The sequence below is a fragment of the Bradyrhizobium sp. 956_D2_N1_4 genome, from assembly GCF_052076025.1.
In the GTDB taxonomy this organism is placed as follows: domain Bacteria; phylum Pseudomonadota; class Alphaproteobacteria; order Rhizobiales; family Xanthobacteraceae; genus Bradyrhizobium; species Bradyrhizobium barranii.
Genome location: NZ_CP197237.1, coordinates 514,652 through 541,247 on the forward strand (window position 1 = coordinate 514,652; position 26,596 = coordinate 541,247).

General features: G+C 63.7%; 22 protein-coding genes. 12 read left to right on the forward strand and 10 right to left on the reverse strand.

The annotated features are described in order from the left end of the window. The first annotated feature begins 305 nt into the window (after positions 1–305). A complete protein-coding gene (locus AB7535_RS02460) occupies positions 306–1,529 on the forward strand; it encodes a glycosyltransferase family 4 protein (RefSeq protein WP_085402133.1) in 1,224 nt (407 codons plus the stop codon). A gap of 2 nt (positions 1,530–1,531) precedes the next feature. Here the strand turns inward: AB7535_RS02460 and AB7535_RS02465 are convergent, their stop codons facing one another. The 5 genes from AB7535_RS02465 to AB7535_RS02485 all read right to left on the reverse strand — a co-directional run bounded on the left by AB7535_RS02465 (position 1,532) and on the right by AB7535_RS02485 (position 8,169). Further along, positions 1,532–2,923 (reverse strand): hypothetical protein, encoded by a 1,392-nt coding sequence (locus AB7535_RS02465; RefSeq protein ID WP_085402132.1) that lies wholly within the window; start codon positions 2,921–2,923, stop codon positions 1,532–1,534. Positions 2,924–2,994: 71 nt separating this feature from the next. Then, positions 2,995–4,206, reverse strand: a complete 1,212-nt coding sequence (locus AB7535_RS02470) for a glycosyltransferase family 4 protein (RefSeq protein ID WP_085402131.1) — start codon at positions 4,204–4,206, stop codon at positions 2,995–2,997. Between the two features lie 57 nt (positions 4,207–4,263). Continuing rightward, the gene (locus AB7535_RS02475; RefSeq protein ID WP_245344128.1) at positions 4,264–5,610 is read right to left on the reverse strand and encodes a glycosyltransferase family 4 protein; all 1,347 of its coding nucleotides are present in this window, start codon (positions 5,608–5,610) and stop codon (positions 4,264–4,266) included. Then, a complete protein-coding gene (locus tag AB7535_RS02480; protein ID WP_085402194.1) occupies positions 5,493–6,785 on the reverse strand; it encodes a hypothetical protein in 1,293 nt (430 codons plus the stop codon). Before AB7535_RS02480 ends, AB7535_RS02475 begins: the two co-directional genes overlap by 118 nt. Positions 6,786–6,945: 160 nt before the next feature. After that, positions 6,946–8,169 carry a polysaccharide biosynthesis/export family protein gene (locus tag AB7535_RS02485; protein WP_245344124.1) on the reverse strand — a complete coding sequence of 408 codons (1,224 nt, stop codon included), beginning with the start codon at positions 8,167–8,169 and terminating at the stop codon, positions 6,946–6,948. 543 nt (positions 8,170–8,712) lie between these two features. Between AB7535_RS02485 and AB7535_RS02490 the strand changes: the two genes are divergently transcribed. Further along, on the forward strand, positions 8,713–8,856 hold the full coding sequence (locus tag AB7535_RS02490) for a hypothetical protein (RefSeq protein WP_166084269.1): 144 nt from the start codon (positions 8,713–8,715) through the stop codon (positions 8,854–8,856). Between the two features lie 11 nt (positions 8,857–8,867). On the opposite strand, the gene AB7535_RS02495 is transcribed toward AB7535_RS02490, so the two are convergent. Both AB7535_RS02495 and AB7535_RS02500 read right to left on the reverse strand, forming a co-directional pair. Then, on the reverse strand, positions 8,868–10,028 hold the full coding sequence (locus AB7535_RS02495) for a glycosyltransferase (protein WP_081369340.1): 1,161 nt from the start codon (positions 10,026–10,028) through the stop codon (positions 8,868–8,870). 98 nt (positions 10,029–10,126) lie between these two features. After that, a complete protein-coding gene (locus tag AB7535_RS02500; RefSeq protein WP_085402129.1) occupies positions 10,127–11,242 on the reverse strand; it encodes a glycosyltransferase family 4 protein in 1,116 nt (371 codons plus the stop codon). A gap of 269 nt (positions 11,243–11,511) precedes the next feature. Here AB7535_RS02500 and AB7535_RS02505 point away from each other — a divergent pair, with 269 nt between their 5' ends. From AB7535_RS02505 to AB7535_RS02525, 5 genes are all read left to right on the forward strand, one after another. Beyond that, positions 11,512–12,531: an NAD-dependent epimerase gene (locus tag AB7535_RS02505; protein WP_038960118.1), complete on the forward strand. Its 1,020-nt coding sequence runs from the start codon at positions 11,512–11,514 to the stop codon at positions 12,529–12,531. 164 nt (positions 12,532–12,695) lie between these two features. After that, positions 12,696–13,766 carry a GDP-mannose 4,6-dehydratase gene (gene gmd, locus AB7535_RS02510; RefSeq protein ID WP_354113356.1) on the forward strand — a complete coding sequence of 357 codons (1,071 nt, stop codon included), beginning with the start codon at positions 12,696–12,698 and terminating at the stop codon, positions 13,764–13,766. Then, complete coding sequence (gene fcl, locus AB7535_RS02515) at positions 13,747–14,688, forward strand: GDP-L-fucose synthase (RefSeq protein ID WP_439034216.1); 942 nt, start codon at positions 13,747–13,749, stop codon at positions 14,686–14,688. Before gmd ends, fcl begins: the two co-directional genes overlap by 20 nt. 176 nt (positions 14,689–14,864) lie before the next feature. Continuing rightward, on the forward strand, positions 14,865–16,178 hold the full coding sequence (locus tag AB7535_RS02520) for a UDP-glucose dehydrogenase family protein (protein WP_166084326.1): 1,314 nt from the start codon (positions 14,865–14,867) through the stop codon (positions 16,176–16,178). A gap of 124 nt (positions 16,179–16,302) precedes the next feature. Further along, positions 16,303–17,187: an aldose 1-epimerase family protein gene (locus AB7535_RS02525; RefSeq protein ID WP_085399131.1), complete on the forward strand. Its 885-nt coding sequence runs from the start codon at positions 16,303–16,305 to the stop codon at positions 17,185–17,187. A gap of 25 nt (positions 17,188–17,212) precedes the next feature. Here the strand turns inward: AB7535_RS02525 and AB7535_RS02530 are convergent, their stop codons facing one another. Both AB7535_RS02530 and AB7535_RS02535 read right to left on the reverse strand, forming a co-directional pair. Then, positions 17,213–18,061, reverse strand: a complete 849-nt coding sequence (locus AB7535_RS02530) for an MBL fold metallo-hydrolase (RefSeq protein ID WP_085399125.1) — start codon at positions 18,059–18,061, stop codon at positions 17,213–17,215. A 111-nt stretch (positions 18,062–18,172) separates the two neighbouring features. Then, positions 18,173–19,330 (reverse strand): acyltransferase family protein, encoded by a 1,158-nt coding sequence (locus AB7535_RS02535; RefSeq protein ID WP_354113357.1) that lies wholly within the window; start codon positions 19,328–19,330, stop codon positions 18,173–18,175. A gap of 297 nt (positions 19,331–19,627) precedes the next feature. On the opposite strand from AB7535_RS02535, the gene AB7535_RS02540 reads away from it, so the two are divergent. After that, on the forward strand, positions 19,628–20,443 hold the full coding sequence (locus AB7535_RS02540) for a response regulator transcription factor (RefSeq protein ID WP_063979731.1): 816 nt from the start codon (positions 19,628–19,630) through the stop codon (positions 20,441–20,443). A gap of 34 nt (positions 20,444–20,477) precedes the next feature. Here AB7535_RS02540 and AB7535_RS02545 read toward each other — a convergent pair whose 3' ends face one another. Then, positions 20,478–21,620 carry an alpha/beta hydrolase family protein gene (locus tag AB7535_RS02545; protein WP_085399123.1) on the reverse strand — a complete coding sequence of 381 codons (1,143 nt, stop codon included), beginning with the start codon at positions 21,618–21,620 and terminating at the stop codon, positions 20,478–20,480. Between the two features lie 146 nt (positions 21,621–21,766). Between AB7535_RS02545 and pgm the strand changes: the two genes are divergently transcribed. From pgm to AB7535_RS02565, 4 genes are all read left to right on the forward strand, one after another. After that, positions 21,767–23,413: a phosphoglucomutase (alpha-D-glucose-1,6-bisphosphate-dependent) gene (gene pgm / locus AB7535_RS02550; protein ID WP_354078978.1), complete on the forward strand. Its 1,647-nt coding sequence runs from the start codon at positions 21,767–21,769 to the stop codon at positions 23,411–23,413. 289 nt (positions 23,414–23,702) lie between these two features. Next, the gene (locus AB7535_RS02555) at positions 23,703–24,752 is read left to right on the forward strand and encodes an aromatic ring-hydroxylating dioxygenase subunit alpha (protein WP_187387662.1); all 1,050 of its coding nucleotides are present in this window, start codon (positions 23,703–23,705) and stop codon (positions 24,750–24,752) included. A gap of 5 nt (positions 24,753–24,757) precedes the next feature. Next, a complete protein-coding gene (locus AB7535_RS02560) occupies positions 24,758–25,519 on the forward strand; it encodes a GntR family transcriptional regulator (RefSeq protein WP_028148569.1) in 762 nt (253 codons plus the stop codon). Between the two features lie 10 nt (positions 25,520–25,529). Beyond that, positions 25,530–26,510, forward strand: coding sequence for a PDR/VanB family oxidoreductase (locus AB7535_RS02565; protein WP_085399121.1), 981 nt, complete (start codon positions 25,530–25,532; stop codon positions 26,508–26,510). The last annotated feature ends 86 nt before the right edge of the window (positions 26,511–26,596 follow it).

Consider the following 26,596-nt stretch of genomic DNA (forward strand, 5'->3'; position numbering starts at 1 on the left):
GTGCGGCGATCGGTGCGTTGACGGCGGGACAATCGGTCGCGGACCCGGCGGGCAAGGGGCCGGGGGACGTTTCAACCGGGCGTTGCTTGCGGAATTTGAAGGGAACGCCGACTTCCGGCGGAAGGCGCGAACCCGAGAAGCGGACTTCGGACGTCGTCTGCAGTGCCGGGGCGGAGTGTCGCAGATCCGCAACGTCAATATGTTAGGCGCGCAACGCTGTTGCGGGCAAACCGCTGGCACGGCATGGAATTTGCCGCTAAGCACTGACCGAAATGTCGTCGATTGAACGGAGTAAGGCCATTCCCATGCAAGATCCCGCCCCGAATGTCATGTTTCTGGTTGAGGTCGTGAATTGCAATGACGGGATTGCATCCTATTGCGAGACCCTGGCCACGGGATTGCATGGCCGGGGCGTGCAGATCCACCTGGTCTCCGGTGCCGTGCGCTCGGACGAGAAGTCCGAATACAAGCGTCAGAAGCTGGCGGCGGCCGTCAAGGAATGGCACGTCATTCCGGGACTTCGGAAGTTGCCTTCGCTGTCGATCTTCATGCGGTTGTTGAAGCTGATCCGGAAGAACAACATCACCGTGATCAACGTCCACGGGCTGGGCATGCTGATGTGGGGCCGGCTGCTCGCGCTGCTCACCGGCGCGCGCTGCGTTGCGACCTATCATCCCTCGGTGCTCGGGAACATCGAGAAGGTGCAGAATGCGCCGCAATCGACCTTCAGCCCGGTCCAGGTCCTGTTCTTCAACCTCTTCTTTCCCCACACCCTCATTCTGATGTCGGAGGAATCGCTCCGGCATCTGCGCCGCTACGTGCTGTTCGGCAAGAACCGGATCGCCAAGGTCTATGGCGGCGTCGACACGGTTCATTTCCGGCCGCCCTCGGATGCCGAGCGCCGCGATGCGCGCGCGAAATTCGGCGTTGCCGACGGTGAGTTCATGTGCCTGCTGGCAGCCCGTCTCGCCTGGGTGAAGGGCCACGACCTCCTCATCAAGGCGGCGCGCAAGATCCGCGACGGCGCCAGTTCTCCGCCGATCGACATCAAATGCTACTTTGTCGGCAGCGGCGGAGCCGAGCGCGAGAAGGAAATCAAGTCGTTCGCTTATGCTGGCGAGAAGGACAAGGACACCTTCAAGTTCCTCGGGTTCATGGGCGACGTCCGCGAAATCCTCTGGGCCGCCGACGTGTTCGCGCTGCCGAGCCGGTTCGAGGGATTCCCGCTCGGCGTTGCCGAAGCCATGGCGACGGGCCTCATTCCGGTCCGGACTCCGGCGGGCGGCGCGACTGATCAGATCATCCAGGGCCAGACCGGCTTCATCGTCCCGTTCGAGGACGTCGACGCGCTCGTCGGTGCGCTCGAGAAGGTGGCCGACCCCGCGATGCGCGCCGCGCTGTCGCGCAATGCTCTTGCGCGCGCCCAACAATATTTCGGTGTCGGGCCGATGGTCGACGAGACTCTCAGGATCTACGGTTTGACCGGCGATACCAGCGGCAACGCGCTGGCTCACGCGGTGAAGGCCTGATCCTAACTGCGTGCCGAGGCCAGCAGATCGCCTCGCCACGTCACCAGAACGACGGCGAGGCCGGCAAAGACGATCTTTCCCGCGAGCCAGGTCAGGGAGTCCGACGGAGCCGCCGCTAGCATCGCGATCGCGGCGGCCGCAACGGTCGCTTCCAGGATCAGCAGCGCCCTTGGCGCCGCCCTGAACCGGATCAGCGGACCGCTGGCGAAGAGGATGATGAGCGCGGTGGCCAAGGCCGCGCTCGCGATCTGTCCCGCCACCGATATGTGCAGTAACGCGCCGATCGAGGATGCCGCCGACACCAGCAGCAGCTGGCACGCCGCGACGACGACCAGTCTCGTCGCCGATTTGGTTAGATGCGGCACGATCGCGAGCGTGGCCTGAAGGTGGGTGTGGAGGAAGTAGAAGATCGCCGCGACCGGCGCCGCGTTGAGGAAATCGACCAGCAGATCGGCGGGCACGAACAGATGCGCCGCGTCGGGCAGGAGGCCGATCAGCCCGCCCAGCATCACGATCGTCGCGCAGAGGATGAATTCGAGCATGCGGGCGCTGGCCCTGCGCGCTTCGCCGTCGACGCCGCGCTCGAACTGGACCACGACATTGGGATAGCAGACGGTGTGAATGGCGGCCACCAGGACCGAGAACGGGCGTTGCAGGAGGTCGATCGCCATCGAGAAGCCGGCCGCTCCGGTCGACGCGCGGCCGAGCGTGGCGATCACGATCAGGCGCAAGGTGACGGGTACGGAGAGATGAATGACGGAGGCGGCCGCAGCCATGATGCCATAGCGGCAGAAATTGCCCCAGTCGGTCAGCATGGCGCGTCGCGACGCGCGCCGTAGCGAGGTGCGATGCACGACCAGGCTCAGGAGAAGCACCGCGCCGTAGCTCGCGGCCATGCCGCACAGCGTCGCTGCAGCCGTGCCGTGGAGCAGCGCGCCCGCGATGGCGCCGGCCAGAAGCACGCTGGCACGCAGGATCAGGAGGACGGACGCGGTCCCCAGCCGGTCGGACACGCGGACGATCATGAAATAGAGGTCGGTGGCGCCTTGCAGCACGGCCATCGCCAGCGCGAGGGCGACGACGCTCGTCTCGAGCGTGCCCAGCAGTCCCGCCACGCCGCCGACGAGCAGCAGCACCAGCGCGCTGAGCAGCCCGGCGCTGAACAGCGAGAACCGCAGGCGCGCGGCTTCTTCTCCGGAAGCTGCGGCGAGGAAACGAACGCCGGCCAGTTGCAGCCATTCGAACACGAAGACGCAGAACAACTGGCTCGTCGCCAGCGCCAGCGAGAACGAGGTGTACTGGGCCGGCGAGAGGATATGGCTGACGGCGAAGATCAGAATGATCGCGGACGCACTCTGGTAGATATAGCTGCCGAATGCGAGCAGGCTGATCATGTCTGGCAATGCGTGAGAAAGAACATGGCGGGATGGTTGAGGGCCATTGGCGGCATCTGCGTCAGCTTCGGCTATGTGCGAGGCGTGCCGCGGCCGCGCGTGAGCTCGTCGTAGACGTTGCGATAGCCGGCGACGACGTCGTCAAAAACCCATTTGTCGATGCCGGACTTCAATCGCTCGCTCATCTCCACGATCTGCTGCGGCGCTTCGATGATCGCCGAAATGCTCTTGGCGATCGAGGCGGGATCGGGCGACGTCAGCCAGCCGGTCACGCCAGGCTTGATCGCCTCCTGAATGCCGCCGAACGGCGTGCCGAGCAGGGGTTTGCAGGCGGCCTGCGCGTCGGCGACGACGAGCGGGCAGGGATCTTCCCAGACCGAGGGGACGACCACCACGTTCACCTGTTCGTAAAACTGCTTCGGCTGTACGAAGCCGAGAAATTCGATCCGTGCATTCGGAGCGAGCGCCTTGAGCTGCTTCTGCTGGCTCTCGGTTGTGTGGCCTGCGATGACGAGCCGAAACCGGTCAGGCGGAATCGTCGCGATGGCGCGCACGAGATTGTAGATGCCCTTCTCTTCGGTCAGGCGTCCGATGAAGCCGAACGTGACGGTGCCGTCGACCATCGCGGTGTCTGCGTTGCCGACGTTGGCGGTCGAGGCGTTTCGAATGACGATCTTCAGCGGTGTCTGCGTGAACAGGCCGAGCTGGGTATGGATGTCGAGAATGCGCTGGCTGACGCCGACGACGGCATCCAGATGTCGCGTCGCCCCGCGACGGCGAAGGGTCAGGATCTGACAGCTCATGCAGCTCGATTCGCAGGCATGTCCGTCCGAGAAGCGCGAGCAGCGCGGGCAGGTGAGATAATAGTCGTGAAGCGTGTGCAGGACCGGAATGCCGAGCTCGGCGGCGGTCCGCCACACCGCGGTCGTCAGGCCGGAGAGATTATTCGAGTGCAGGATGTCAGGCTTGAAGGCCTTGATGCGCGCCGCAACGAGCTCCGACATTGTCTGCCAGTCCTCGATCGCGTGCCAGATGCCGCGCACCGGCGAACTGTGCTGCTTGGCGAAAGGGAAATAGATGTTGTGTACGGGCGCCGAATACACGTCGATGCCGTTGCAGGTCTCCATCTGCTGGTTCGATGCGGACGCGGCACGTATCACTTCCACGCCGTCGTTCTGCCCGACCAGGGTCTCGGCGAGGCGGCGGACGAACGTTTCCGCGCCCCCGACCACCTTCGGTGCCAATGGCGTTGGATAGAGGGATGACGTGATAAGGATCTTCATCGAAAAGGTCTGTCCAGCTATCCTGCCAAATGGCTTTGCTGAAATCTCCGTTTCGGCTTATTGCCGGTTGGTTCGATTGTTGTTCAAATAGACGTCCAAATATTGTCCTGTCACTGAATCCGCCGAAAACCTCTCGGCAAATCCTGGCTGCGGAGGCCGGGAGACTTTCCAGTGTGACCTTTCGTTGACGGCCTTCAGCATCAATTCTCCCAGTCGCTTATGATCGCTGGGCTCGTAGGACCCAACCATATTGGAAAACCCCGCGATCTCGGGAATCCCGCCGGCCGTCGAGCAAATCGTCGCCCGGCCGGCGTTGATGCTTTCGATCAACGTGCGCGGCAGCGGCTCCGGCCAGACCGAACTCACCAGGCAGACGTCGATGCTGGCATAGAATTGAGCTGCCTTGGCAAAGCCAAGCCATTCGACCTTCTTTCCGCTGCGGCTTTTTAGCCCCCGCACGTAATCCTCAAGCCCTTTTCCGGCAATTTTCAGTTGCCAGCCCTCGTCGGGAAGCTGCTCGGCCGCCTTGAGGACTACCTCAATACCTTTTTCAGCCTCGAGCCGCCCGATGAACCCGAATATCAGATCATCCGAGCTCGAAGCTGGTGACGGCACCACGGAGCTCGGATCGGCGATGTTGAAGATGACGCGGCCATCGGTGCCGGGGAAATATTTCAGCCTGGTGTGCTGGTCGAGCACGAATTGGCTGTTCGAGACCACCGCATCGACCATACGCGAGGCCAGCAGATAAGGCGACGTCATGGCGGCGCAGACGGTGCAGCGCTGCGCGCATGTCGCATCGCCCCGAAACAGCGTCGAGCGTTTGCAGAGCAGGGAATAGTCGCGCAGGGTGTGCACGATCCTGATGTTGCGCCGCCTGGCTTCCGACCACAGCGAGACCGAGAAGCCCGTGAGGTTGTTGGTGTGGACGACGTCGGGCTTCTCGATGTCGAGAATTTCGGCGAACCGCACCGCGGATTTGCGATTCCATGTGTCCTTGAGATGCCACTTCAGGCGCTGGACCGAGGAGGGCTTCCTGTCGTTGCCGAACGGCCAGTAATCGTTGTCCATCGGCACGCGGTATACGCGCACGCCCTTGAGTTCGTCGATCGTGCGCTCCTGCTTGTTCTGAAGGCAGACCACGGACACCTGATGGCCGCGCTGGACGAACGCCTCCGCGAGCAGCGACACAGACACTTCGGCGCCCCCGATGATCTCGGGCGGATAGAGCGTGTTAACGATCAGTATTTTCAAGGATAGCCTCGGATTAGCAGCCCGCCGCAGCGTCAGTTCGATGGCCGGATCTCGAAATCCGGCACGGCCGTGCCCTTGACGCTGACAAGCAACGGCGTTGTCGATAACGCCGTCCAGGCGCCGGCGGCAGGGCCCGGCGCTTGCTGACATACATATCTGATCTCGGCATTCGGTTCCGCATTTTTTAATCGAACTTCGAAGCGCTTCGACGCAGTCTCCGACCAAAGCGCGAGTTTCGTTTCCGATCCACTGTCACTGCGAATCTGCACGACGCCGGGCGCCGGCGTGGTTCGCGTTGCCTTCAGGCTGGTGCGGATGAAGGCCCAGCTTTCGCGAATGGAACACACGGCAGGCTTCGGCGAATTGTCGAAATGATAAATGCCGAAATTGTCCTCCAGTTCACCAGGCTTCGTCCCACTGTCCTTCAGCTCGTAGAGCCATATCCCCTTGAGCCAGGGACCGGCGGTCGAGGCCCAGAGGATGATCTGCGCCATGTTGTCGGCGGCAAGCTGCTCGGTCACGCCGCATTTCGCGCTTGGTGTCGGCCAGCCCGTTTCGGTCAGATAGATCGGATAGTCGGGATTGCCGGTCGCCTGTGCGACGCGTTGATGAAGATTTTGCAGCCGTTCGATCGCCTCGGCTGCGGTCCGCCCGGCCGGTGACAGGCAATGGTTGTAGATGTGAATGGACATCCCGTCCGCGATACGAAGCAGGTCGGTCTTCAGCAGGGCGTCGGTCCATTTCCAGCCGGGATCGTCGCCCAGCGCTCCGACCACGAAAGGCGCGGACGGCGCCGCTTGCTTGACCGCGGGCTGCACCGATCGGGCGAGCGTCGCATAGTTTTCGACGGTGAACAGCGGCTCCGCGCGCGCTCTGAGATTGTACTCGTTCCACAACTCGAAGATCGGCTGCCGTGATGCGACCGCTTGCGCGGCTGCCGTGGCATAGGTGACGAATCTTTGGCGCGCTTCGTCGGTCGTCGGCGGATCGGAATTCGGGACGAGATGATGGCCGGTCCCGAGAATGAGCAGCGGGATTCCGACGCCGGACCTGATCTGGTTCTCGAGGCGGCCGTTCAGGGCATTGAAGCCGAGCCGCTTGCCGGGCAGCTCGAAATCCGACCAGGGGAAGTCGTCGCGGAACGAGGTGACCCCCAGCTCCTTCATCTGCTTGATGGCGGTCGCGGGCACATAGCCGCGGGCGCTGGTGACGCCGCCGAGGCCCTGGTGCGTGCCGACGCCCAGCAGGAAGCGCTGATCGAGCGGCTGCGCATTCTGTGCGTCTGCAGGATATGAGAGGCCGGCCGCGACGCAGAGCCCGCACATCAACATCCGGAAACGACGCAGGGCGCGTTTCCTGTTTTGCTCGGTCACGCTCGTGTCCACTCCTGCTCGCGTCAACCCGACAAGGCTAATACTCTTCTGTGGCCCCAATGGGGTGGGGCCGCCTTGTCTGCACGCTCGTCATTGAGCGCGCTGAGTTGGGCTATTTGGAGTTCACGACCACCGAGCTGATGTTGTCCGCGTTGGCGGTTGCCGCGTTCAGCGGGGCCATGAGCTTGATGAATTCGATCGACGGCGATTCCGCCACCGAGATCACGTCGTGATCGCGCATCCTGAACGTATCCGCCTGGAACCAGCCGTCCGGCTTGCTCATGTCGAACTTGTAGACGGCAGGGACCGACTTGGTCGGGAACTGGGATACGGCGATGCCGATCTTCTCCAGCAGCGGCTTGGGCTCGAAACGGTAGACGTAGATGGACTTGGAGTCCGCACGGGCGCCGTCGAGACCGCCTGCCTTCGCGATGGCTTCAGCCAGCGACATGTTGTCGTTCTCGAATGTGAAACGACGGTTGTTGGTGCCGCCGATCGATCCCGGAGACGGCGTCGAACCGAACACCATGTAGACGCGCGGAATGCGGGTCAGGAAGACGACGTCGCCTGGAGCGAGCAGCGCGTCCTCGTTGGGGTTGTGCACGACCGAGGACATCGTCTCGCTGTAGGTGCGGCCCTCGCGCTTGATCGTGATCGTGCTCTCGTAGGACGGATATTTCGGGCCTCCGGCGCGCGCGATCGCGCCCATCAGGCGAATCCCGCCCGGATCGACCGGGAAGCGGAGGGGCGAGTTGACTTCGCCGAGCACGCTGATCTGGTTGCCGCGCTGTTCGGCCACGCTCACGACGGCCTGCGGATCGATGGCGCGGTCCTTGAGACGCTCGCGGATGATGTTCGAAACGGCGCGCGGCGTCAGCCCTGCGACCTTGATCGATCCGGCGTAGGGGATGTTGATGTTGCCGGACTGGTCGACCTGCTGGCGCGGAATGTCCACGAAGTTGCCCGGCCGCACGCCTGCTTCGCGCGGAATGAACAGGCCGCCTGCCTGCGCTTCATATACGGTCACGGTGACGATGTCGCCGATGCCGATGGTGACGTCGCGGTAGTTGCCGCCGGGGAGGCGGGAGAACACCATTCCGGCGGAGTCCGTGAACGCGTTGGTCGCCTGCAGGATCGCCGGATTGACCGGCATCAGGGCATAGGCGAGCGGCGCGGTCGGCTCGGTGATCAGCGCTGCATTTGTTTGCGTCGCGACGGCATCAGGAGCGTCTAACGGAATGAAGCTACCGCAACCCGTCAAGGAGAAGCTGATCGCAGCAGCGGCCAGGATTCGGCTAATACCGAAATCAAAATCAAAACGTTCGGTCTTAGCCACCACTATTCCCTCGCACTCATCTAAAATCGGAATCACCGTACAAATCCCGTGCTGCGGAGTCACTGCTACGTCTTCGACTTTATGGTAAAGCACTTGTGGCTGTGACCTTATTGCCACTTGTGAACGCGGATACACGCCGAAATCTCTGTCCAAAATTTGTGCGGAACATCCTCTTAAATAAGCAGTTCGCAAACCATACATACACGTGTCAGCTCGATGTCACGATTGAGACTGCGATCGAACCAATGAGCAGCGCGCGGCGACGGACATGCAGATGCGACGGCATTGTCGCGAGATGACATCGCCATGAACTTCAAGTGTTGGATCCCGTCCTGAGTGATCCTGCGTTGTGTTTTCGTCGTCCTGCGGCGGGCATGGCGCCAGAGCGGACGTTCTCGCCGGGTCATCGGACCAATGTTTCTGCGACGGGATTCCACCTCCGTTAACGCTTAGATTTGGAAGCTGGCGTCACGCTGGCGTCCGTAAGGTCTTCCTAATCCTGATCCGGCTAGTGGTCGGCCAAACAAAAGGAAGGCGAAGACGATGTTGCACACCGGATCACTGCTGTTCGCGGCCGGCTTTCTCACCTGCGCGATGATCGTCGCGTCGGCCATTGCGTGGTCGTTCTCCGATAAACGCGTGAATGACGGCGAGTTCGCGCAGGGCGATGCCCGCCGGCTGGCCTGATCAGCCGGTCGCTACGATCGCAGATTGTTCGGGAAATCGGACTGCAACTTCGCTTGCTGCCCGGATTCGCTCATCCGCACATGCACGACGTCGGCATAAACCTGACTAAGCGTGCGGTGGGTCTGCTCGATGTCGTAGAGGCGGGTGAAACGCTCATATCCGGCACGGCCGACCGCAGCCAGGTCGAGCCTGGTTGCGCGTTGAAAACCTTCAACCAGCTTTTCGGCCGAGACTTCGTCGCACAGCACGCCCGTCGCATTGTCTTCGACGATTTCCGGCAGGGCTCCGATGCGGAAGGCAATGATCGGCTTGGCCGCCCGCATCGCCTCGATGGCGACCAGGCCAAACGCCTCCCAGCGTGAGGGAATCGCGACCATGTCGGCCTGGTCGAGCTCGGCCTCGATCTGGTTGCGGTTCATCCAGCCCAGAAAAGAGACGTTGGCGGGCAGATCGCTTCTGCGGAATTTGCTGACGACCGAGGCGCCGATCAGGCGCACGTCGAGCTTGTCTCCGAGTGCGCGCGCCGCCTCGATCAGGAGATCGTAGCCCTTCTGACGGTCGAGACGCCCGATGAAGAGGACCTTGATCTTCTCCGACCGCCATTGCGCTGCGCCCTTGTCGAGCGCAGGACGCTGCTTGGAAATCCCGTTGTGCACAAGAACCAGGCGATTCGCCGCGATTCCGACCTGCTTGGCGTCGGCCTGCTCGCTTTCCGAGATGCAGACGATGCGATGGGTGAATTTCGACAGCACGAGCTCGGTGAACTTCGTCACCTCGCGGCTGAGGCGGCCGGTTTCGCGGCCGAAGGCCCAGCCGTGCGGGCAATAGACGATGCGCGAGCGCCGATAGGTGAGCCAGAGCACCGGGCGCACCACGAGCCCGGCGAACGACGAGTGCAGGTGGATGACGTCAGGACGAAGCTGCCGGACTGCGCGCATGGTTGCAAACAGCATGCGAAACAGGCCGACCGCGTTGCGTCCGTCGCGCGGAAAAGTGGTGACCGCGTCGTCCTCGATGTTCACCAGGTCGCTGCGATGGTCGGAGGGAACGACATAGTTGACGTTGCCGGGGCCGAAGCTCGCGCTCTGGTGCGGATGCAGCTCGTTGAGGTAGGTCGCGATGCCGCCACGGACCGTTTCGGCGACATGCAGAATCTTCAGGCCGCTGGACAACGGTCATTCCTTCCTTGTCTTGAAGGCGCCAGATACTGGAGACGCCGGATCTTGCAGGCGCACGTCTAACCTCGCTAAGCAGCAATAATCGGGCCGCGTCATTGTTTCGCACGGTCGGATGTGGATCGGGATGCCGGTTTGGCGAGGAATTCGAGCATCGCTGCGGCGGACTTGGCCCAGGAATATGTCATAAGGCGCTGCCGCTGCTTCTCCTGTTCCACCGGCGAGATCCTGCCGAGTTCAATTCTTTCGCGCATCCGTGCCGACAGCTGGTCCGCGTTGAGCGGATCGAAATAGACGGCGGCATCGTTGCAGGTCTCGCGCACGGCATCGGCGGAACTCGCGATCACCGGACAGGCGAAGAACATCGCCTCCAGGGGAGGCACGCCGAATCCCTCATAAAGGCTCGGAAACACGAATGCGGCGGCCCGGGAGAACAGCGCGGCAATCTCCTCGTCCTTCAGGCGCCCGGCGATGACGACGCCGGCCCTCGATTCCGCGGCCGCGCCCCCGAACACCTTGTTGTTATCGCCGCCGACCACGATCAGCGGAAAATCGGCGCGGCCAAGCTGCTCGGCGGCGCGAATGGCCGTATCGACATTCTTGTTCTTCGTCATCGAGCCGACGAAGAGGAAGAATTGATGGGGCGCAAGACGCAGCTTGTCGATGATCGAGAAGTCGGGCGCGACGGTCGCAAAATGTTCCGCGCTGTTCGCAATGACGGGGATCGAAGCCGGATCCAGCGACAGCACCTCGGCAAGTTCGTTGCGTGAAAACGCCGAAACTGTTGCGATCGTTGCCGTGCGCGCCAGCAGATGGCCGAGCGTCCGGTGCAGGGCGAGGTAGCGCCAGCTGAAGAAGTCCGGCCGCCGGAAAACCTGCGCGTCGTGAATCACGACGAGATGGTCGCGGTGGAGTACGGGGCCGGAATTGGCGAGACTGACGAGACGGGTGCCGGCCGCGGCGCGCGCCAGATCGATCTGGTCCCACGCGTGCCCCTGCAAAGATCCGATCTGCTTGATGGCAATGCGGCGAAGACCTGGAAGCGTCTGCGCATTCGGCGGCGCAAGGATTTGCCACTCTGCATCCAGCAGTTGCTGCGGAGCCTCTCCGCTCGCGAGCAAGCGGTCCATCGCCTTGACGATCTCGGCGGCGTAGCGCTGCACGCCCGTGAGCGATTGTGACAGGAACCTGCCGTTGATGGAGAGTTTCAAAGTCGATCTTTTTCTTTGCGGGTTCTTGCGCGAACAATGCCCGAAGACTGAGCATCAGGCGCCGAATATACGTCCTATGACGTCTAGCACATGTGGCGCTATCGTCCGAGCATCCTTGCAGGCGGATAGCATGCGATGGTGCATGACGCCATCATGTTTCCTACACATTTCGATGCGCTTGCATGGGCGGACTGATTTGATGATTGTCGTGACTGTCCAAACCTTGCCTCTCATGTCCTGGTCTGGCAATGCTCCGCGGAATGAACGAGATGACAACTTTGCGGCCAGTGATCGTTACCGGTGCTGCCGGCTTTATCGGAATGCATGTTTGTGAACGGCTGTTGGCACGTGGCGAGCAGGTCGTCGGCATCGATGCAATCACTCCGTATTACGATCCCGCGCTGAAGCGTGCGCGTCTCGCAACGCTCGAACACCATCCAGGGTTCAAATTCCACAAGATCGATCTCGCAGACTTCGCCGCCGTGACGCGCGTCTTCGACGAGGTCTCGCCCGATCGCGTCGTGCATCTGGCGGCGCAGCCCGGCGTGCGCGCGTCGATCGACGATCCCATCACCAGCATCCGGGCCAATTGTGACGGCTTTGTCACCGTGCTCGAAGCCGGCCGGCGCCATGGTCTGGCGCATCTCGTCTACGCCTCGTCGAGTTCGGTGTATGGCGCCAACCGCACCTTGCCGTATTCGACCGAGCATTCGGTGAACCATCCGGTCAGCCTTTACGCCGCAAGCAAGAAAGCCAACGAGCTGATGGCGCATACCTTTGCGCATGTTCACAAGCTGCCGGTGACCGGGCTTCGCTTCTTCACCGTCTACGGCCCGTGGGGCCGGCCCGACATGGCCGCCTATCTGTTCACGCGCGCGATCTTCGCGAATGAGCCGATCAGGATTTTCAATAAAGGCGACATGTGGCGCGACTTCACCTATGTCGACGACATCGTCGAAGGGGTGATCCGCACCCTCGATCGGCCCGCGGCGCCGAATCCCGCGTGGAATGCCGAGCGGCCGGAAAATTCGTCGAGCTATGCGCCGTATCGCGTCTACAACATCGGCAACAACAGGTCGGTCAACCTGATGGAGTTCGTCGAGACGCTCGAGAAGATCATCGGCAAGCCGGCGATCCGCCAGCTGTTGCCGATGCAGGCCGGCGACGTCCTGGAGACGCGCGCCGACATTTCCGCGCTCCAGCGCGACGTCGGCTTCTCGCCGTCCACGTCGATCGCGGATGGCCTCGGCCGCTTCGTCGAATGGTATCGGAAGTACCACGGCGTCTGATCCCGCGGGCGACGGCACCTGCGTGTCGCCCGGGAATGCCGGCTCTTAAGCCGGTTCTTGCGCTGGTTCTTGCGCTTTTGACCGCCGGCGGCCTTGTCAGCGGGCGCGAACGGTGGTTATCCCGTCCCTCTGAACCTCTTTGACCCCGAACCAGGCGCGGGCCCATGGCTGAGCGGATCGCTCTCATCACCGGCGTGACCGGTCAGGACGGCGCCTATCTCGCCGAATATTTGCTGTCGCTCGGCTATGTCGTGCACGGCGTCAAGCGGCGCTCGTCCTCGTTCAACACCGCGCGCGTCGATCACCTCTACCAGGACCCGCATGTCGGCAACGTGCCGTTCCTGATGCATTACGGCGACATGACGGATTCGACCAATTTGATCCGCCTGGTGCAGCAGATCCGGCCGACCGAGATCTACAATCTCGCAGCCCAAAGCCACGTCGCCGTCAGCTTCGAGAGCCCGGAATACACCGCCAACGCCGACGCCATCGGCGTGCTGCGCCTCCTGGAAGCGATCCGCATCCTCGGCATGGAGAAGGAGACGCGGTTCTACCAGGCCTCGACCTCCGAGCTCTACGGCCTGGTGCAGGAGATCCCGCAGAAGGAGACGACGCCGTTCTATCCGCGCTCGCCCTATGGCGTTGCAAAACTCTACGGCTACTGGATCACGGTGAACTACCGCGAAGCCTACGGCATGTTCGCTAGCAACGGCATCCTGTTCAACCATGAGAGCCCGATCCGCGGCGAGACCTTTGTGACCCGCAAGATCACTCGCGGCGTCGCGCGTATCGAGGTCGGGCTGGAACAGACGCTCTATCTCGGCAATCTCGAAGCCAAGCGCGACTGGGGCCATGCCAGGGACTATGTCGAGGGCATGCACAGGATCCTGCAGGCCGACAAGCCCGACGACTTCGTGCTTGCCACCGGCGAGATGCGCTCGGTGCGCGAGATGGTCGAGCTGTCCTTTGCGCATGTCGGCCGCCGCATCGCCTGGCGTGGCAAGGGCGTCGAGGAGACCGGCGTCGACGAGACGAGCGGTAAGACGGTGGTGAAGATCGATCCGACCTATTTCCGCCCGACCGAGGTCGATCTCCTCGTCGGCGACGCCAGCAAGGCGCGCGAGGTGCTCGGCTGGACGCCGAAGCGCAGCTTTGCCCAGCTCGTCGAGGAGATGATGATGAGCGACCTGGCGGAGGCAAAACGGGATGCGGCCAGTGGCAAACGCACCGTTTGAGCTGAGGGGCAAGAGCGTCTACGTCGCCGGCCATCGCGGCATGGTCGGAGCCGCGCTGGTGCGCCGGCTGGCGCGGGAGGACGTCAACCTCGTCACGGTCGACCGGCGCGAGGTCGATCTCTGCAACCAGGCCGCCGTGTTCGACTGGTTCGCCAGGACGCGGCCGCAAGTGATCTTCCTCGCCGCGGCCAAGGTCGGCGGCATCGTCGCCAACAACACGCTGCGTGCCGAGTTCATCTACGACAACATCGCGATTGCCGCGAACGTGATCCAGGCCGCGCATCTCAACGGCGCCGAGAAGCTGATGTTTCTGGGCTCGTCCTGCATCTATCCGAAGCTGGCGCCGCAGCCCTTGCGCGAGGATTCCGTGCTATCAGGCCCGCTGGAGCCGACCAATGAGCCCTATGCGATTGCCAAGATCGCCGGCATCAAGATGGCGGAGGCCTATCGCAGCCAGTATGGCAGCGACTTCATCAGCGTGATGCCGACCAATCTGTACGGCCCCGGCGACAATTATCACCCTGAATTGAGCCACGTCGTCGCCGCCCTGATCCGCCGCTTCCACGAGGCGAAGGTTTCGGAAGCAAAGAGCGTCATCGTGTGGGGCACCGGCACGCCGCGGCGCGAGTTCCTCTATGTCGACGACATGGCGGATGCCTGCGTGCACCTAATGAAGACCTATTCGAGCGCGGAGCTGGTCAACATCGGCACCGGCGAGGACATCACCATCGCCGAGTTCGCGCGCGTCGTGGCCGCCATCGTCGGCTACAGCGGCGAGATCAGTTTCGACACCTCGCGTCCCGACGGAACGCCGCGCAAGCTGCTCGACGTCAGCCGGCTCGCCAAGCTCGGCTGGCGCGCGACGACCTCGCTCGAGGACGGCGTGAGACGCGCTTACGCGGCGTATCTCTCGCATACGTAGAATGCAACCAATGCATGTCGCGTATTTCAGGAGATGACCGCAACGCCTGTCACGCGCGGCGGTTAAGGTTTATTCGGTTCGCGAAGCAACCTGCCCTAATGTTGGGCGTGCGGCCGGATACAGAAATGGTCTAGGGTGTTCAGTGGAACATCCGTCTTCAACGGAAAGAGTTTTTCATGCGAATCGCGATGATCGGAACGGGCTATGTGGGACTGGTGTCCGGAGCCTGCTTTGCGGATTTCGGTCACGACGTCACCTGCGTCGACAAGGACGAGAAGAAGATCGCGGCGCTTCATCGCGGCGAGATTCCGATCTACGAGCCCGGCCTCGACGAGCTGGTCGCGACCAATGTGAAGGCCAAGCGGCTCGACTTCACCACCGATTTGTCGAAGCCGGTCGCGGACGCCGATGCCGTCTTCATCGCGGTCGGCACGCCCTCGCGCCGCGGCGACGGTCACGCCGATCTGTCCTATGTCTACGCCGCCGCGCGCGAGATCGCGCAGTCGCTGTCGGGCTTCACCGTCGTCGTGACCAAGTCCACCGTCCCGGTCGGCACCGGCGATGAGGTCGAGCGCATCATCCGCGAGACCAACCCTGCGGCCGACGTCGTCGTCGCCTCCAACCCCGAATTCCTGCGCGAGGGCGCTGCGATCCGCGACTTCAAGTATCCCGATCGCGTCGTCGTCGGCACCTCCGACGAGCGCGGCCGCAAGGTGATGGGCGACGTCTATCGCCCGCTGTCGCTGAACCAGGCTCCGCTGATGTTCACGGCGCGCCGCACCGCCGAGATGATCAAATACGCCGCGAACGCCTTCCTCGCGACCAAGATCACCTTCATCAACGAGATCGCGGACCTGTCGGAAAAGGTCGGCGCCAACGTGCAGGAGGTCGCGCGCGGCATCGGCCTCGACAACCGCATCGGCACCAAGTTCCTGCATGCGGGGCCCGGCTTCGGCGGCTCCTGCTTCCCGAAGGACACCAAGGCGCTGATCAAGATCGCGCAGGACTATGACGTGAGCCTGCGCATCGTCGAATCCGTGCTGGCCGTCAACGAGAACCGCAAGCGCGCGATGGCGCGCAAGGTCAGCCAGGCGCTCGGCGGTAGCTTGCGCGGCAAGACCATCGCCGTGCTCGGCCTCACCTTCAAGCCCGACACCGACGACATGCGCGATGCGCCGTCGATCCCGCTCGTCACCGGCCTGATCGACATGGGCGCGACGGTCAAGGCTTTCGATCCCGTCGGCATGGAGCAGGCCAAGGGCGAGCTGCCGAACATCACCTATTGCGAGGACGCCTATTCCTGCGCGCAAGGCGCCGATGCGCTCGTCATCGTCACCGAATGGGTGCAGTTCCGCGCGCTCGATCTCGGCCGGCTGAAGGCGGCCATGACCCAGCCCGTCGTGGTCGATCTCCGCAACATCTACCCGCCCGAAGAGATGCAAGCCGCCGGCTTCACCTACGAGAGCATCGGGCGATCGTCCCAGGCCTAAGCCAGTCGTTTGAAGTTCGGGTTCGCCCGCCTCATCCTGGGGCGGGCGAAATCGTTTCTGATGCGTTATGATCCGGTCGCATCAGGTCGCCGCGTTTGGCCTCGTTGCCGCGATGGAGATTGTCATGACCGACGACACGCACACGATCCGCAGTGGCGGGCTCACCGCGACCATCAAGGCACACGGCGCCGAGCTGTGCTCGTTGAAGAACGGCAGCGGTGTCGAATTTGTCTGGCAGGCAGGGCCGGCCTGGCCACGCCACGCGCCGCTGCTGTTTCCGATCGTCGGGCGTCTCGCCAATGACGAAATGCGGCACCGGGGCAAGACCTACCGGATGACCCAGCACGGTTTTGCGCGCGACAGCCGGTTCGCGTGGGTAGAGCGCGGCGAGAACCGTTGCACCCTGGCGCTCGAAGACAGCGAGACAACGCGCGCGCTCTATCCGTTCGCATTTCGCCTGACCGCCACCTATGCGATCGACGACGCTGGTCTCGATCTCTCGCTCACGGTCGTGAACACTGGCAAGGAGACATTGCCGGTGTCGCTCGGTGGCCATCCCGCCTTCAACTGGCCGCTTCAGCCTGGAATGTCGAAGGAGAGCTACGCGCTGACGTTCACGAACGAGGAGCCGTCTCCGGTTCGCCGTGTCGAGGGCGGACTCCTGCTCGCGGCAACGGATCCGAGCCCCGTCAGAGGCACCGTGCTTCCTTTGTCGGAATCCCTGTTCACCAATGACGCCGTCATCCTCGACCCCGTCAACAGCCATGCGGTCCGCTATGCGGCCGGGCAAGGGGGCGGGCCCTGGCTCAAAATGTCATGGCGCGGCTTTCGCGAGCTCGGCGTCTGGTCGAAACCGACAGGCGCGCCGTTCCTCTGCATCGAGCCGTGGCGCGGCTATGCCAGTCCCGTCGGTTTCGAAGGCGAGTTCAGCGACAAGCCTGGTCTGATGCACATCGCGGCCGGCGCGAACGAAGAACTGTCGTACCGGATCGAGGTTGGATCGTCCTGAAACCGGACGGCGCATCGCGCAGTCCTCAGACCTCGATTCGCGTGAGATCCTCGCCGAGCACGACGGGACCCGAATAGTCCTTCCTGACGTCCGCGAGCAACGCATCCAGCATGGCATCGTCGGTGCGCGGACGGTGATGGGTCAGCGCAAGCTTCTTGACGCCGGCCTTGGCTGCGATCTTGCCGACCGTATCGCCGCAGGCGATCGTGTATTTCGCGAGCCGGCGGAGATGGTCGTTGTTGATTTCAGGTGTTGCGAGAAAGCAGCACTGCACCAGTAGGTCGGCTCCTTCAGCCAGCCGCTCGAGACCGGGGCAGGGGACCGTGTCGCCGGAGATCGCGATGACCTTGCCCTCGGCTTCGAAGCGGAAGCCGAGACACATCCAGCGCGCGAGAAACGCCGGCGACATGTCGAGACCGTCGCCATGTGAGACGAGCTCGGCGCTGATCTTCCAGCGACCGGTGTCGAGGACGGGGCCGGGAATGATGTCCGTCGCGACGACCGGCTTCCATCCGCCAAAGGTCGGCTCGCCCTGATCCCGCCAAGCGATGTCCTTGTCGTAGACCTGTGTGATCAGCGTGTTGACGAGCCGTTCGGTATCGGGCGGACCGTAGATGCGCAGATCGTCCTTGCGCCCATGCATCCACGAATTCAGCATCACATCATAGAGGTCGCCGATGTGGTCGAAGTGGTGATGGGTGAGAAAGACCGTGTCGATGGCGCCGAGCGGCACGCCGGCTTTGTGGAGCTGCACCATGACGCCGCGGCCCGCGTCGAACAGGATATTCTCCTCGCCGAGCCTGATCAGCGTGGTCGTCGCCATGCGGCGCGGGTCCGGGCGTGGGCCGCCGGTGCCGAGCAGTATGACTTCCATGGCGCCTACTCCAGCGTGAAGCCGGTCGATCTGATCACGCCGCCCCAGCGTGTCTGAAGATCGCTCGTGGCGTACTTTAGATTCGAAGGCGTCAGCTAGACAAGTCGCGCGTCAGTGCAGACCGGCCACAGTGGCCGCGATGGTTGGCCGGATCGTTGACCGGTCCGATCCCGCGGACGTCAGGCGATGCGCAAAATCCTGCGCGCGCCGCTCGACCAGATGCCAGGTGGCGCGTGCGACGAGATAGCTGAGCGCGGCGGTGACGGCATAGGCGATCAGCAGCGAGACCAGTCCGTCCGTAAGCGGCCAGATCTGGCGCAGGCCGTAGATCACCGCGAAGTGCGACAGGTACATCGAATAGGAGTTGCGGCCGAGCGCCTCGATCGGCCGGCAGCGGATCGCGAGGCGGATGCAACCTGCAACCAGCGCGCCGAGCACGAGGTTGATCATCAAATAGTTGAATTCATGCGAGCCGGTCGCGCGGTCGGCGATGAAGGACAGCGCGATGAAGGCGGCAAAGATCGCGGCATCCGACTTCGCAAAGCCGTCGCGCAGCGAGAAGAACAGCGCGCAGCCCACGAGGAAGACCGGCAACTGGTTCAGGAAGCTGATGTGCAATGCGTTCCACACGAACGCTTCGTGGCCGGGACCATAATAGGCCGAGAACAGTGCGAAGGCCCACGGCTTGAACAGGCAGACATTGACGAGATGCAGCGCGATCGCGAGCGCAAGATAGAGGTGGCGGCGAGATCCGAAGGCCGTGATCACGAAGGGGAACACGAGATAGAACGTCATTTCCGCCGCGATCGACCAGTCGCCCGGCACGACGCTGTTGACGCTGTCCGGCCAGAAGCCGTGCAGGAATGTCGCGGTCAGGATCACCTGGAGCGGTCCGATGCCGTTGGGCGCGTTGTAGCTGGGACCCGTGCCGTTGACGGCGAGGTAAACCGGGATCGCGAGCCAGAACAGCGGCGCGATGCGCAGGAAGCGCCGGATGTAGAATTTGCGCGTCGGGTCGGTTTCGGTGCGCTGCGTCCACATCAGGCACATCGTCATGGCGCTGACGAAGTAGAACACGTTGACGCCGGTCCAGCCGCACATGAAGGCGAAGTCGAGGGCGTGGATCTTTGAAGGAAAGGATTGTGAGACGTGGATCGCCATCACGCCGACGATGGCGAGGCCGCGCAGGAGGTCGAGCGTGTGAGAACGGCCGAAAGGCGTTGCACCTTGCTCGGTTCGTTCGGCGGCCAACCGGGCCTGCCCCTGCATCACGCCTGCTCCGTGGTTTCGCATCTGCAAGCGGAGACCATAGAGGCGCGGCCGGCTGTTTCGAAGCCGAAGCCTTTCTTTACGTTAACCAGCGGTTGAGTCTGATGCCGAATGTACGGGATCGGCGGTGTCGAGGGGGCTGGTCGTCGCTCGCACGCGCCACGCCGGCATGATGATGCGCGCGATGAGAATTGTGGGGCAATTCATACTTAATACGCCAATACCATGACCAATATTGTTCGGGCAGCACAACACGCCTAGTATTCCAGCAGGCAATCTCGGGGGCTCGAATAAGTCGTGAATGTTCGTTCACAGGACAGTGCGCTGCGCGACGACTTGAACTTTCAAGCCGCGCCACAAGCACACAGGACATCCAACAACGTGGTTGATTCCGCACGTCAGGAATTGAGGCCTGCCGGCCGCGAACGGCTGATCGTCGTCGAAGACGATCCCGTGACGCGGACGATGCTGGTCGGCTATTTCAGCGAGAACAATTTCGACGTGGTCGGCGCCGGCTCCTGCGCGGAATGCCGCCAGGCGCTGCGCTCGCGCACCGATCTCGTCTTCCTCGACGTGCAGTTGCCTGACGGCGACGGCTTCGAGCTCGCCAAGGAGATCCAGGCGACCAGCAACGCGGGCATCATCTTCGTGACGCGCCGCGACACCGACGTCGATCGTATCCTCGGCCTCGAGATCGCCGGCGACCATTACGTCACCAAGCCGATCAATCTGCGCGACCTGCTCGCGCGCGCGCGCAGCGTGCTGCGGCGGCGCTCGATCGACCGCAAGGCCGCGCGCAACCACAATTCGATCGCCTTCGGCGACTGGATCATCGACCTGACCCGGCGCGAGCTGCTCGGCAGCGACGGCAAGCCGGTGGCGTTGACGCGCGCCGAGTTCGATCTGCTCGCGGCGCTGGTCGGCGCCGACGGCCGGCCGCTCAGCCGCGACTATCTGATCGAGGTCGTCAGCAACCGCCAGGCCGAGGTCGATATCCGGACGGTCGACGCGCTGGTGGCGCGGCTGCGCCGCAAGCTCGTCGGCAGCGGCACGCCCGTGATCGCGACCGTCACCGGCGTCGGCTACAAGCTCGCGCTCAGCGAGCGGCTCTAGCCTTATCCGTCGAAAGATCCGATCACCCTCGCGCCTATCGCGCGCGGGCGCTCTGATCCGTCGATGTCCTTTGCGTCGCCCCGGCCAGCTGGTCATCGACCGCATACAGCGTGCAGGTCGGCGACCATTTCATGCAGGCGCTAAGCGAATCGCGCCGGGCGTCGTCGGCGGTCGTGCGGCCCGAACGCCAGCCGTAACCGCCGTTCGGCGACACCGCAAAAGCCTTGTGCGGCATGGTGCTGGCGAGATAGCGGGAGAATTCGGCGCGCGCGGCCTCGTTGAGCTGGCCCGGCGGCGGCAGCGGATCGGGAAGGCTCAGGATGTCATGGCCGAGCCCGCGCTCGCGCAGGAAGGCGTCGAGATAGGGCGTCCATTGCGGGCGGCCCACCACCGAATAGAGATAGTGGCCGTCATCGCCGTAAGGCGGCGCCGCAATGAATTTCGCGTGACCGCCATTGCCGCGAAATCCGTCATAGAGGCGGCGCGCGAGATCGGGACCGAAGAACGAATCGTTGGCCGCATAGACCCACAGCATCGGCACGCGCGAGGTTTTGCCGAACGTGGCGAACGCCTGCACCAGCCCGTCCTTGTTGCAGACGTCGTCGTCATCGCGCGAGCCGCGGCCGCCGGCAAAGCTGATCGCGGCGACGAGACCACTCGGTGCCTGCGCGGTCAGCGCGACGGTGGCAAGCCCGCCGGCGGAATGGCCGGCCGCGATCATGCCCGATGTCGTGACGTCGGCCCTGCGCCCCATCGCATCGATCGCCGCGCGCAAATCCGCGATCGCAACCGCCGCCGCCGGCAGATAGGTGGCATTCGCGCAAACGCCGACGCTGTCGACGCGCCCGCCGGGCGAGGTGCCATATCCGCGCCGCATCACGATCAGCGCGGCAAAGCCGCGCCGGGCATATTCGAGCGCGATCCCGTAATATTTGTGCGCCGACATGGTCGCGCGGTCGTCGAAACTGCGCGGCGAGCCGTGGTTGAGCAGCGCGAGCGGATAGCGCTTCGTTCCGGCCGGCCGGACGAGAAAGGCCTCCAGCCCCTGCGGCCCGGCCTCCGCCATCGGAATGCGCAGGTCTTCCGTGTAGAACTCCGCGGCCGTCGCATTGGTCACGATGCCAGCGGTCGCAAGCCAGGCCATCAGCACAACCAAGAGCCTGTGAAACAGCGTCATGCCCCGACTCGAAAAAGCCCCGATTTGAAAGACCATAGCATGATCTCAGGAACGGCCAGCCAACCGCGCGTGTTGTGCCCTTGGCGGGGGCCCGGCCGATGCTATGGTAATCCACAAACTCTGCACGACAGGACGAGGATATTTCAGTGGCTGATGTTGACCCCGCGGCGGGCAAGCTGGTCTCGCCGGACGCGCTCACCAATGTTCCGCGGCTGGTGACGGCCTATTTCGCCGGCAAGCCCGATGTCGGCGATCCCACGCAGCGGGTGGCGTTCGGAACCTCCGGCCATCGCGGCACATCGTTCAAGAACAGCTTCAACGAGGGCCACATCCTCGCGACCACGCAGGCAATTTGTGACTACAGGACAGAAAAGGGCCTGACCGGTCCGCTCTTCATCGGCATCGACACCCACGCGCTGGCCGAGCCGGCGCTGGTCAGCGCCGTCGAGGTGTTCGCCGCCAACGGCGTCGACATCATGATCGACAAGGACGGCGGCTACAGCCCGACGCCTGTCATCTCGCACGCGATCCTGACCTACAACAAGGGCCGCGCTAGCGGCCTTGCCGACGGCGTCGTCGTCACGCCCTCGCACAATCCCCCCGAGGACGGCGGCTACAAATACAATCCCCCGCATGGCGGCCCGGCCGACACCGACGCGACCTCCGTGGTCGAGAAGCGCGCCAACGCCTATCTCGCCGACGGCCTGAAGGGCGTGAAGCGCATCGACTACGCCAAGGCGCGCAAATCCGCGAACGTGCACGCCTACGACTTCATCACGCCCTACGTCGCCGATCTCGGCAATGTCGTCGATCTCGATCTGGTTAAATCCGCCGGAATCAATATCGGCATCGATCCGCTCGGCGGCGCCGCCGTGCATTATTGGCATCCGATCATCGAGCGCTACGGCCTGAAGGCCACCGTCGTGAACGAGGCGATCGATCCGACCTTCCGCTTCATGACCGTCGACTGGGACGGCAAGATCCGCATGGATTGTTCCTCGCCTTACGCGATGGCGAGCCTGATCGCGATGCGCGACCGCTTCGACGTCGCCTTTGCCAACGACACCGATGCCGACCGCCACGGCATCGTGACGCGCACCGGCGGCCTGATGAATCCGAACCATTACCTTGCGACCGCGATCTCCTATCTGTTCGCGAACCGCCCGAACTGGGGCAGGGATGCCGCGATCGGCAAGACCGTGGTGTCGAGCTCGATCATCGACCGCGTCGCCAAGAAGCTCGGCCGCAGGCTGGTCGAGACGCCGGTCGGCTTCAAATGGTTCGTCGACGGCCTCCTCACGGGCGGATTCGGCTTCGGCGGGGAGGAGAGTGCAGGGGCCTCGTTCCTGCGCCGCGACGGCGGGGTGTGGACCACCGACAAGGACGGCATCATCCTCGGCCTGCTCGCAGCCGAGATCATGGCGAAGACCGGCCGCGATCCCAGCCAGCTCTTCAACGACCTCACTGCCGAGCTCGGCGTGCCGCACTATGCGCGCATCGACGTCGCCGCCACTGCGCCCCAGAAGAACATCCTCAAGTCCGTCACGCCCGAGCAGCTCGGCCTCAAGGACCTCGCCGGCGATCCCGTCCGCGCCACGCTGGGCAAGGCGCCGGGCAACGGCCAGCCGTTCGGCGGCATCAAGGTCGAAACCGATTTCGGCTGGTTCGCCGCAAGGCCGTCGGGCACCGAGGACGTCTACAAGATCTACGCGGAAAGCTTCCGCAGCACCGAGCACCTGAAGCGGATTCAGGAAGAGGCCCAGGCAGGGCTGAAGAAGGTGTTCGGGGCGTAGGGCGCCGAGCCCAGGACGACTCTTCGGTTGCTGCTCCGAGGAAGTGTTTGCCGCATTCTCCGCTGTCATCACCCGCGAAAGCGGGTGATCCAGTACGCCGCGGCCGTGCCGTGATGCGGAGGAGCTGCGGCGTACTGGATTCCCCGCCTTCGCGGGGAATGACTTCCGGTATAGTTGTATACATAACCAAGATAATAGGTATCCAAATACGCCATATTTAGCCTTGAACGATTCTACCTCTCCGCTATTGTATACATAACGTATTCATAAGCGCTTGGGAGAGCGACCCGTGACAAAACCCTTTCCGATGAACGCCTGGTACGCCGCGGCCTGGGACGCCGACGTCAAGCCGGCGCTGTTGCCGCGGACGATCTGCGGCAAGCATGTCGTGATGTACCGCAAGGCCGACGGCTCGGTGGCCGCGCTGGAGGATGCCTGCTGGCACCGCCTGGTGCCGCTGTCCAAGGGCCGGCTGGAAGGCGACACCGTCGTCTGCGGCTATCACGGCCTGAAATACAATGCGCAGGGGCGCTGTACCTTCATGCCCTCGCAGGAGACCATCAATCCGTCGGCCTGTGTCCGCGCCTATCCCGTGGTCGAGCGTCATCGCTACATCTGGCTCTGGATGGGAGACCCTGCGCTCGCCGATCCCGCGCTCGTCCCTGACATGCACTGGAATCACGATCCGGCCTGGGCCGGCGACGGCAAGACCATCCGCGTCAATTGCGACTACCGCCTCGTGCTCGACAATCTCATGGACCTCACCCACGAGACCTTTGTGCACGGCTCGTCGATCGGCAACGATGCGGTCGCCGAGGCGCCGTTCGACGTCACCCATGGCGAGAAGACGGTGACGGTGACGCGCTGGATGCGCGGCATCGAGGCGCCGCCGTTCTGGGCCAAGCAGCTCGGCAAGCCCGGCCTCGTCGACCGCTGGCAGATCATCCGCTTCGAAGCCCCGTGCACGATCGCGATCGATGTCGGCGTGGCGCCGACAGGTACCGGCGCGCCCGAAGGCGACCGCTCGCAGGGCGTCAACGGTTTCGTGCTCAACACCATCACGCCGGAGACCGAGAAGACCTGCCACTATTTCTGGGCCTTCGTGCGCAACTATCAGATCGGCGAGCAGCGCATCACCACCGAGATCCGCGAAGGCGTCTCCGGCATCTTCCACGAGGACGAACTGATCCTCGAGGCGCAGCAGCGCGCCATGGACGAGAACCCCGATCGGATCTTCTACAACCTCAACATCGATGCCGGTGCGATGTGGACGCGCAAGCTGATCGACAGGATGGTGGCGAAGGAAAGCGCGCCGCAGCAGCTCCAGGCCGCGGAGTAGGCCAGGTGAAAGCAGCGCCCGAGCGAGAGGTCGACCGCTCCGTCTCGCAGACCGTGAAGGCGCAGCTCGCGCTGCGCGACCAGATCCTGTCGGGTCGCTTACGGCCCGGCGAGCGCATCTCCGAGCTGCAGGCGGTGGAGACGACCGGCGCCTCGCGCACGCCGGTGCGCATGGCGCTGGTGCGGCTCGAGGAGGAAGGCCTGCTGGAGGCGATTCCCTCAGGCGGCTTCATGGTGAAGGCGTTTTCCGAGCGCGACATCTCCGATTCCATCGAGCTGCGCGGCACGCTCGAAGGGCTCGCCGCGCGCTTCGCAGCCGAGCGCGGCGTTTCCGCGCGCGAGCTCGAGCCGCTGAAGGAGTGCCTTGCCGCAATTGACGAATTGCTGCGCCAGGTGCCGATCTCGGTCGACGCGTTCTCATCCTATGTCACGCTGAACGCGCGCTTCCACGCACTGCTCACGGAATTGTCGCGCAGCCCGCCGCTGATCCGGCAGATCGACCGCGCTTCGGCGCTGCCGTTCGCCTCGCCAAGCGGTTTCGTGATGGCGCAATCGGCGCTGCCCGAGGCGCAGCAGATTCTGATCATCGGGCAGGAGCACCATCGCGTCGTGATCGACGCCATCGAGAACCGCGAAGGCGCCCGCGCCGAGGCCGTGATGCGCGAGCACGCGCGCCTCGCAGTGCGAAACCTGCGGCTTGCGCTGCGCAACCGCACCCATCTCGACCTCTTGCCGGCGCTCGCGCTGATCAGGACCGCAACCGACTAGGGCAATCGCCATGCGCTTCATCGAAACCTGGATTCCGGCAACGCTGGTCGCGACGCGCGATCTTGCGCCGGGCATCCGCGAATTCTTGATCCTGCCGGATCAGTTCGACGGCACGGCCTATCCGGTCGGCAGCCACATCAATATCAGCGTGACCATCGACGGCCTGCCGGAGACGCGATCCTATTCGCTGGTCGGTGAGGCGTCCTCGCGCGGATTCAGGATCGCGGTGCGCCGCGCCGAGGATTCCCGCGGCGGCTCGCGCTACATGTGGCAGCTCACCCCCGGGGCTCGGCTCGACATCACCCGGCCGGCTTCGCTGCTCGCAGTCGACTGGACGCGCGAAAACTATTGCCTGATCGCTGGCGGCATCGGTATCACGCCGATCCTTGGCGCCGCACAGGCGCTGGCGCGTCGCGGCGTTGATGTCACGCTGCATTATGCCGTGCGCTCGCGCACCGATGCCGCCTATCTCGACGATCTCGCCAAAATGCTCGGTGAGCGCCTGCTCGTTCACGCGAGCGACGAGGGCCGGCGACTCGACCTCGATGCGCTGTTCGGATCATTGCCGCAAGGTGCGCTGGCGCTGTTCTGTGGCCCGATGAGGATGCTGGATGCCGCGCGCCACGCCTGGATCGGCGCCGGCCATCCGCTTCCCGATCTCCGCTACGAGACCTTCGGCTCCAGCGGCACGCTGCCGACCGAGACGTTTCGCGTGCGCCTGAAGGGGACCGATGTCGAGCTCGAAATCCCGCGCGAGCGCTCGATGCTTGATGTGCTCAATGCCAGCGGACACGACGTGATGTACGATTGCAAGCGCGGCGAATGCGGCCTGTGCGCGATCGACGTGGTCGAGGTCGACGGCGAGATCGATCATCGCGACGTCTTCTTCAGCGATCACCAGAAGCAAAGCAACCAGAAGATCTGCGCCTGCGTCTCCCGCGCCCGCGGTACCATCACCGTGGACACGCTGCTCCGGGAAGATGCGGTCTGACCGGAGCTGGAAGGCGTACTCGGAAACCGCGATCAGCCTGAAGGCTCGCGCATCCGCCCTACTTTCGGAGCGGGCGGGTGCAGGTC

Bases quoted from the DNA above. Each gene is read 5' to 3' on its own strand.
- AB7535_RS02470 (WP_085402131.1), bottom strand. From the start codon at position 4,206: ATGAAGATCCTTATCACGTCATCCCTCTATCCAACGCCATTGGCACCG.
- AB7535_RS02525 (WP_085399131.1), top strand. From the start codon at position 16,303: ATGACCGACGACACGCACACGATCCGCAGTGGCGGGCTCACCGCGACC.
- AB7535_RS02475 (WP_245344128.1), bottom strand. From the start codon at position 5,610: ATGTCAGCAAGCGCCGGGCCCTGCCGCCGGCGCCTGGACGGCGTTATC.
- gmd (WP_354113356.1), top strand. From the start codon at position 12,696: ATGGCTGAGCGGATCGCTCTCATCACCGGCGTGACCGGTCAGGACGGC.
- AB7535_RS02490 (WP_166084269.1), top strand. From the start codon at position 8,713: ATGTTGCACACCGGATCACTGCTGTTCGCGGCCGGCTTTCTCACCTGC.
- AB7535_RS02565 (WP_085399121.1), top strand. From the start codon at position 25,530: ATGCGCTTCATCGAAACCTGGATTCCGGCAACGCTGGTCGCGACGCGC.
- AB7535_RS02465 (WP_085402132.1), bottom strand. From the start codon at position 2,923: ATGATCAGCCTGCTCGCATTCGGCAGCTATATCTACCAGAGTGCGTCC.
- AB7535_RS02480 (WP_085402194.1), bottom strand. From the start codon at position 6,785: ATGTGCGGGCTCTGCGTCGCGGCCGGCCTCTCATATCCTGCAGACGCA.
- AB7535_RS02505 (WP_038960118.1), top strand. From the start codon at position 11,512: ATGACAACTTTGCGGCCAGTGATCGTTACCGGTGCTGCCGGCTTTATC.
- AB7535_RS02545 (WP_085399123.1), bottom strand. From the start codon at position 21,620: ATGACGCTGTTTCACAGGCTCTTGGTTGTGCTGATGGCCTGGCTTGCG.
- AB7535_RS02460 (WP_085402133.1), top strand. From the start codon at position 306: ATGCAAGATCCCGCCCCGAATGTCATGTTTCTGGTTGAGGTCGTGAAT.
- AB7535_RS02520 (WP_166084326.1), top strand. From the start codon at position 14,865: ATGCGAATCGCGATGATCGGAACGGGCTATGTGGGACTGGTGTCCGGA.
- AB7535_RS02535 (WP_354113357.1), bottom strand. From the start codon at position 19,330: ATGCAGGGGCAGGCCCGGTTGGCCGCCGAACGAACCGAGCAAGGTGCA.
- AB7535_RS02530 (WP_085399125.1), bottom strand. From the start codon at position 18,061: ATGGAAGTCATACTGCTCGGCACCGGCGGCCCACGCCCGGACCCGCGC.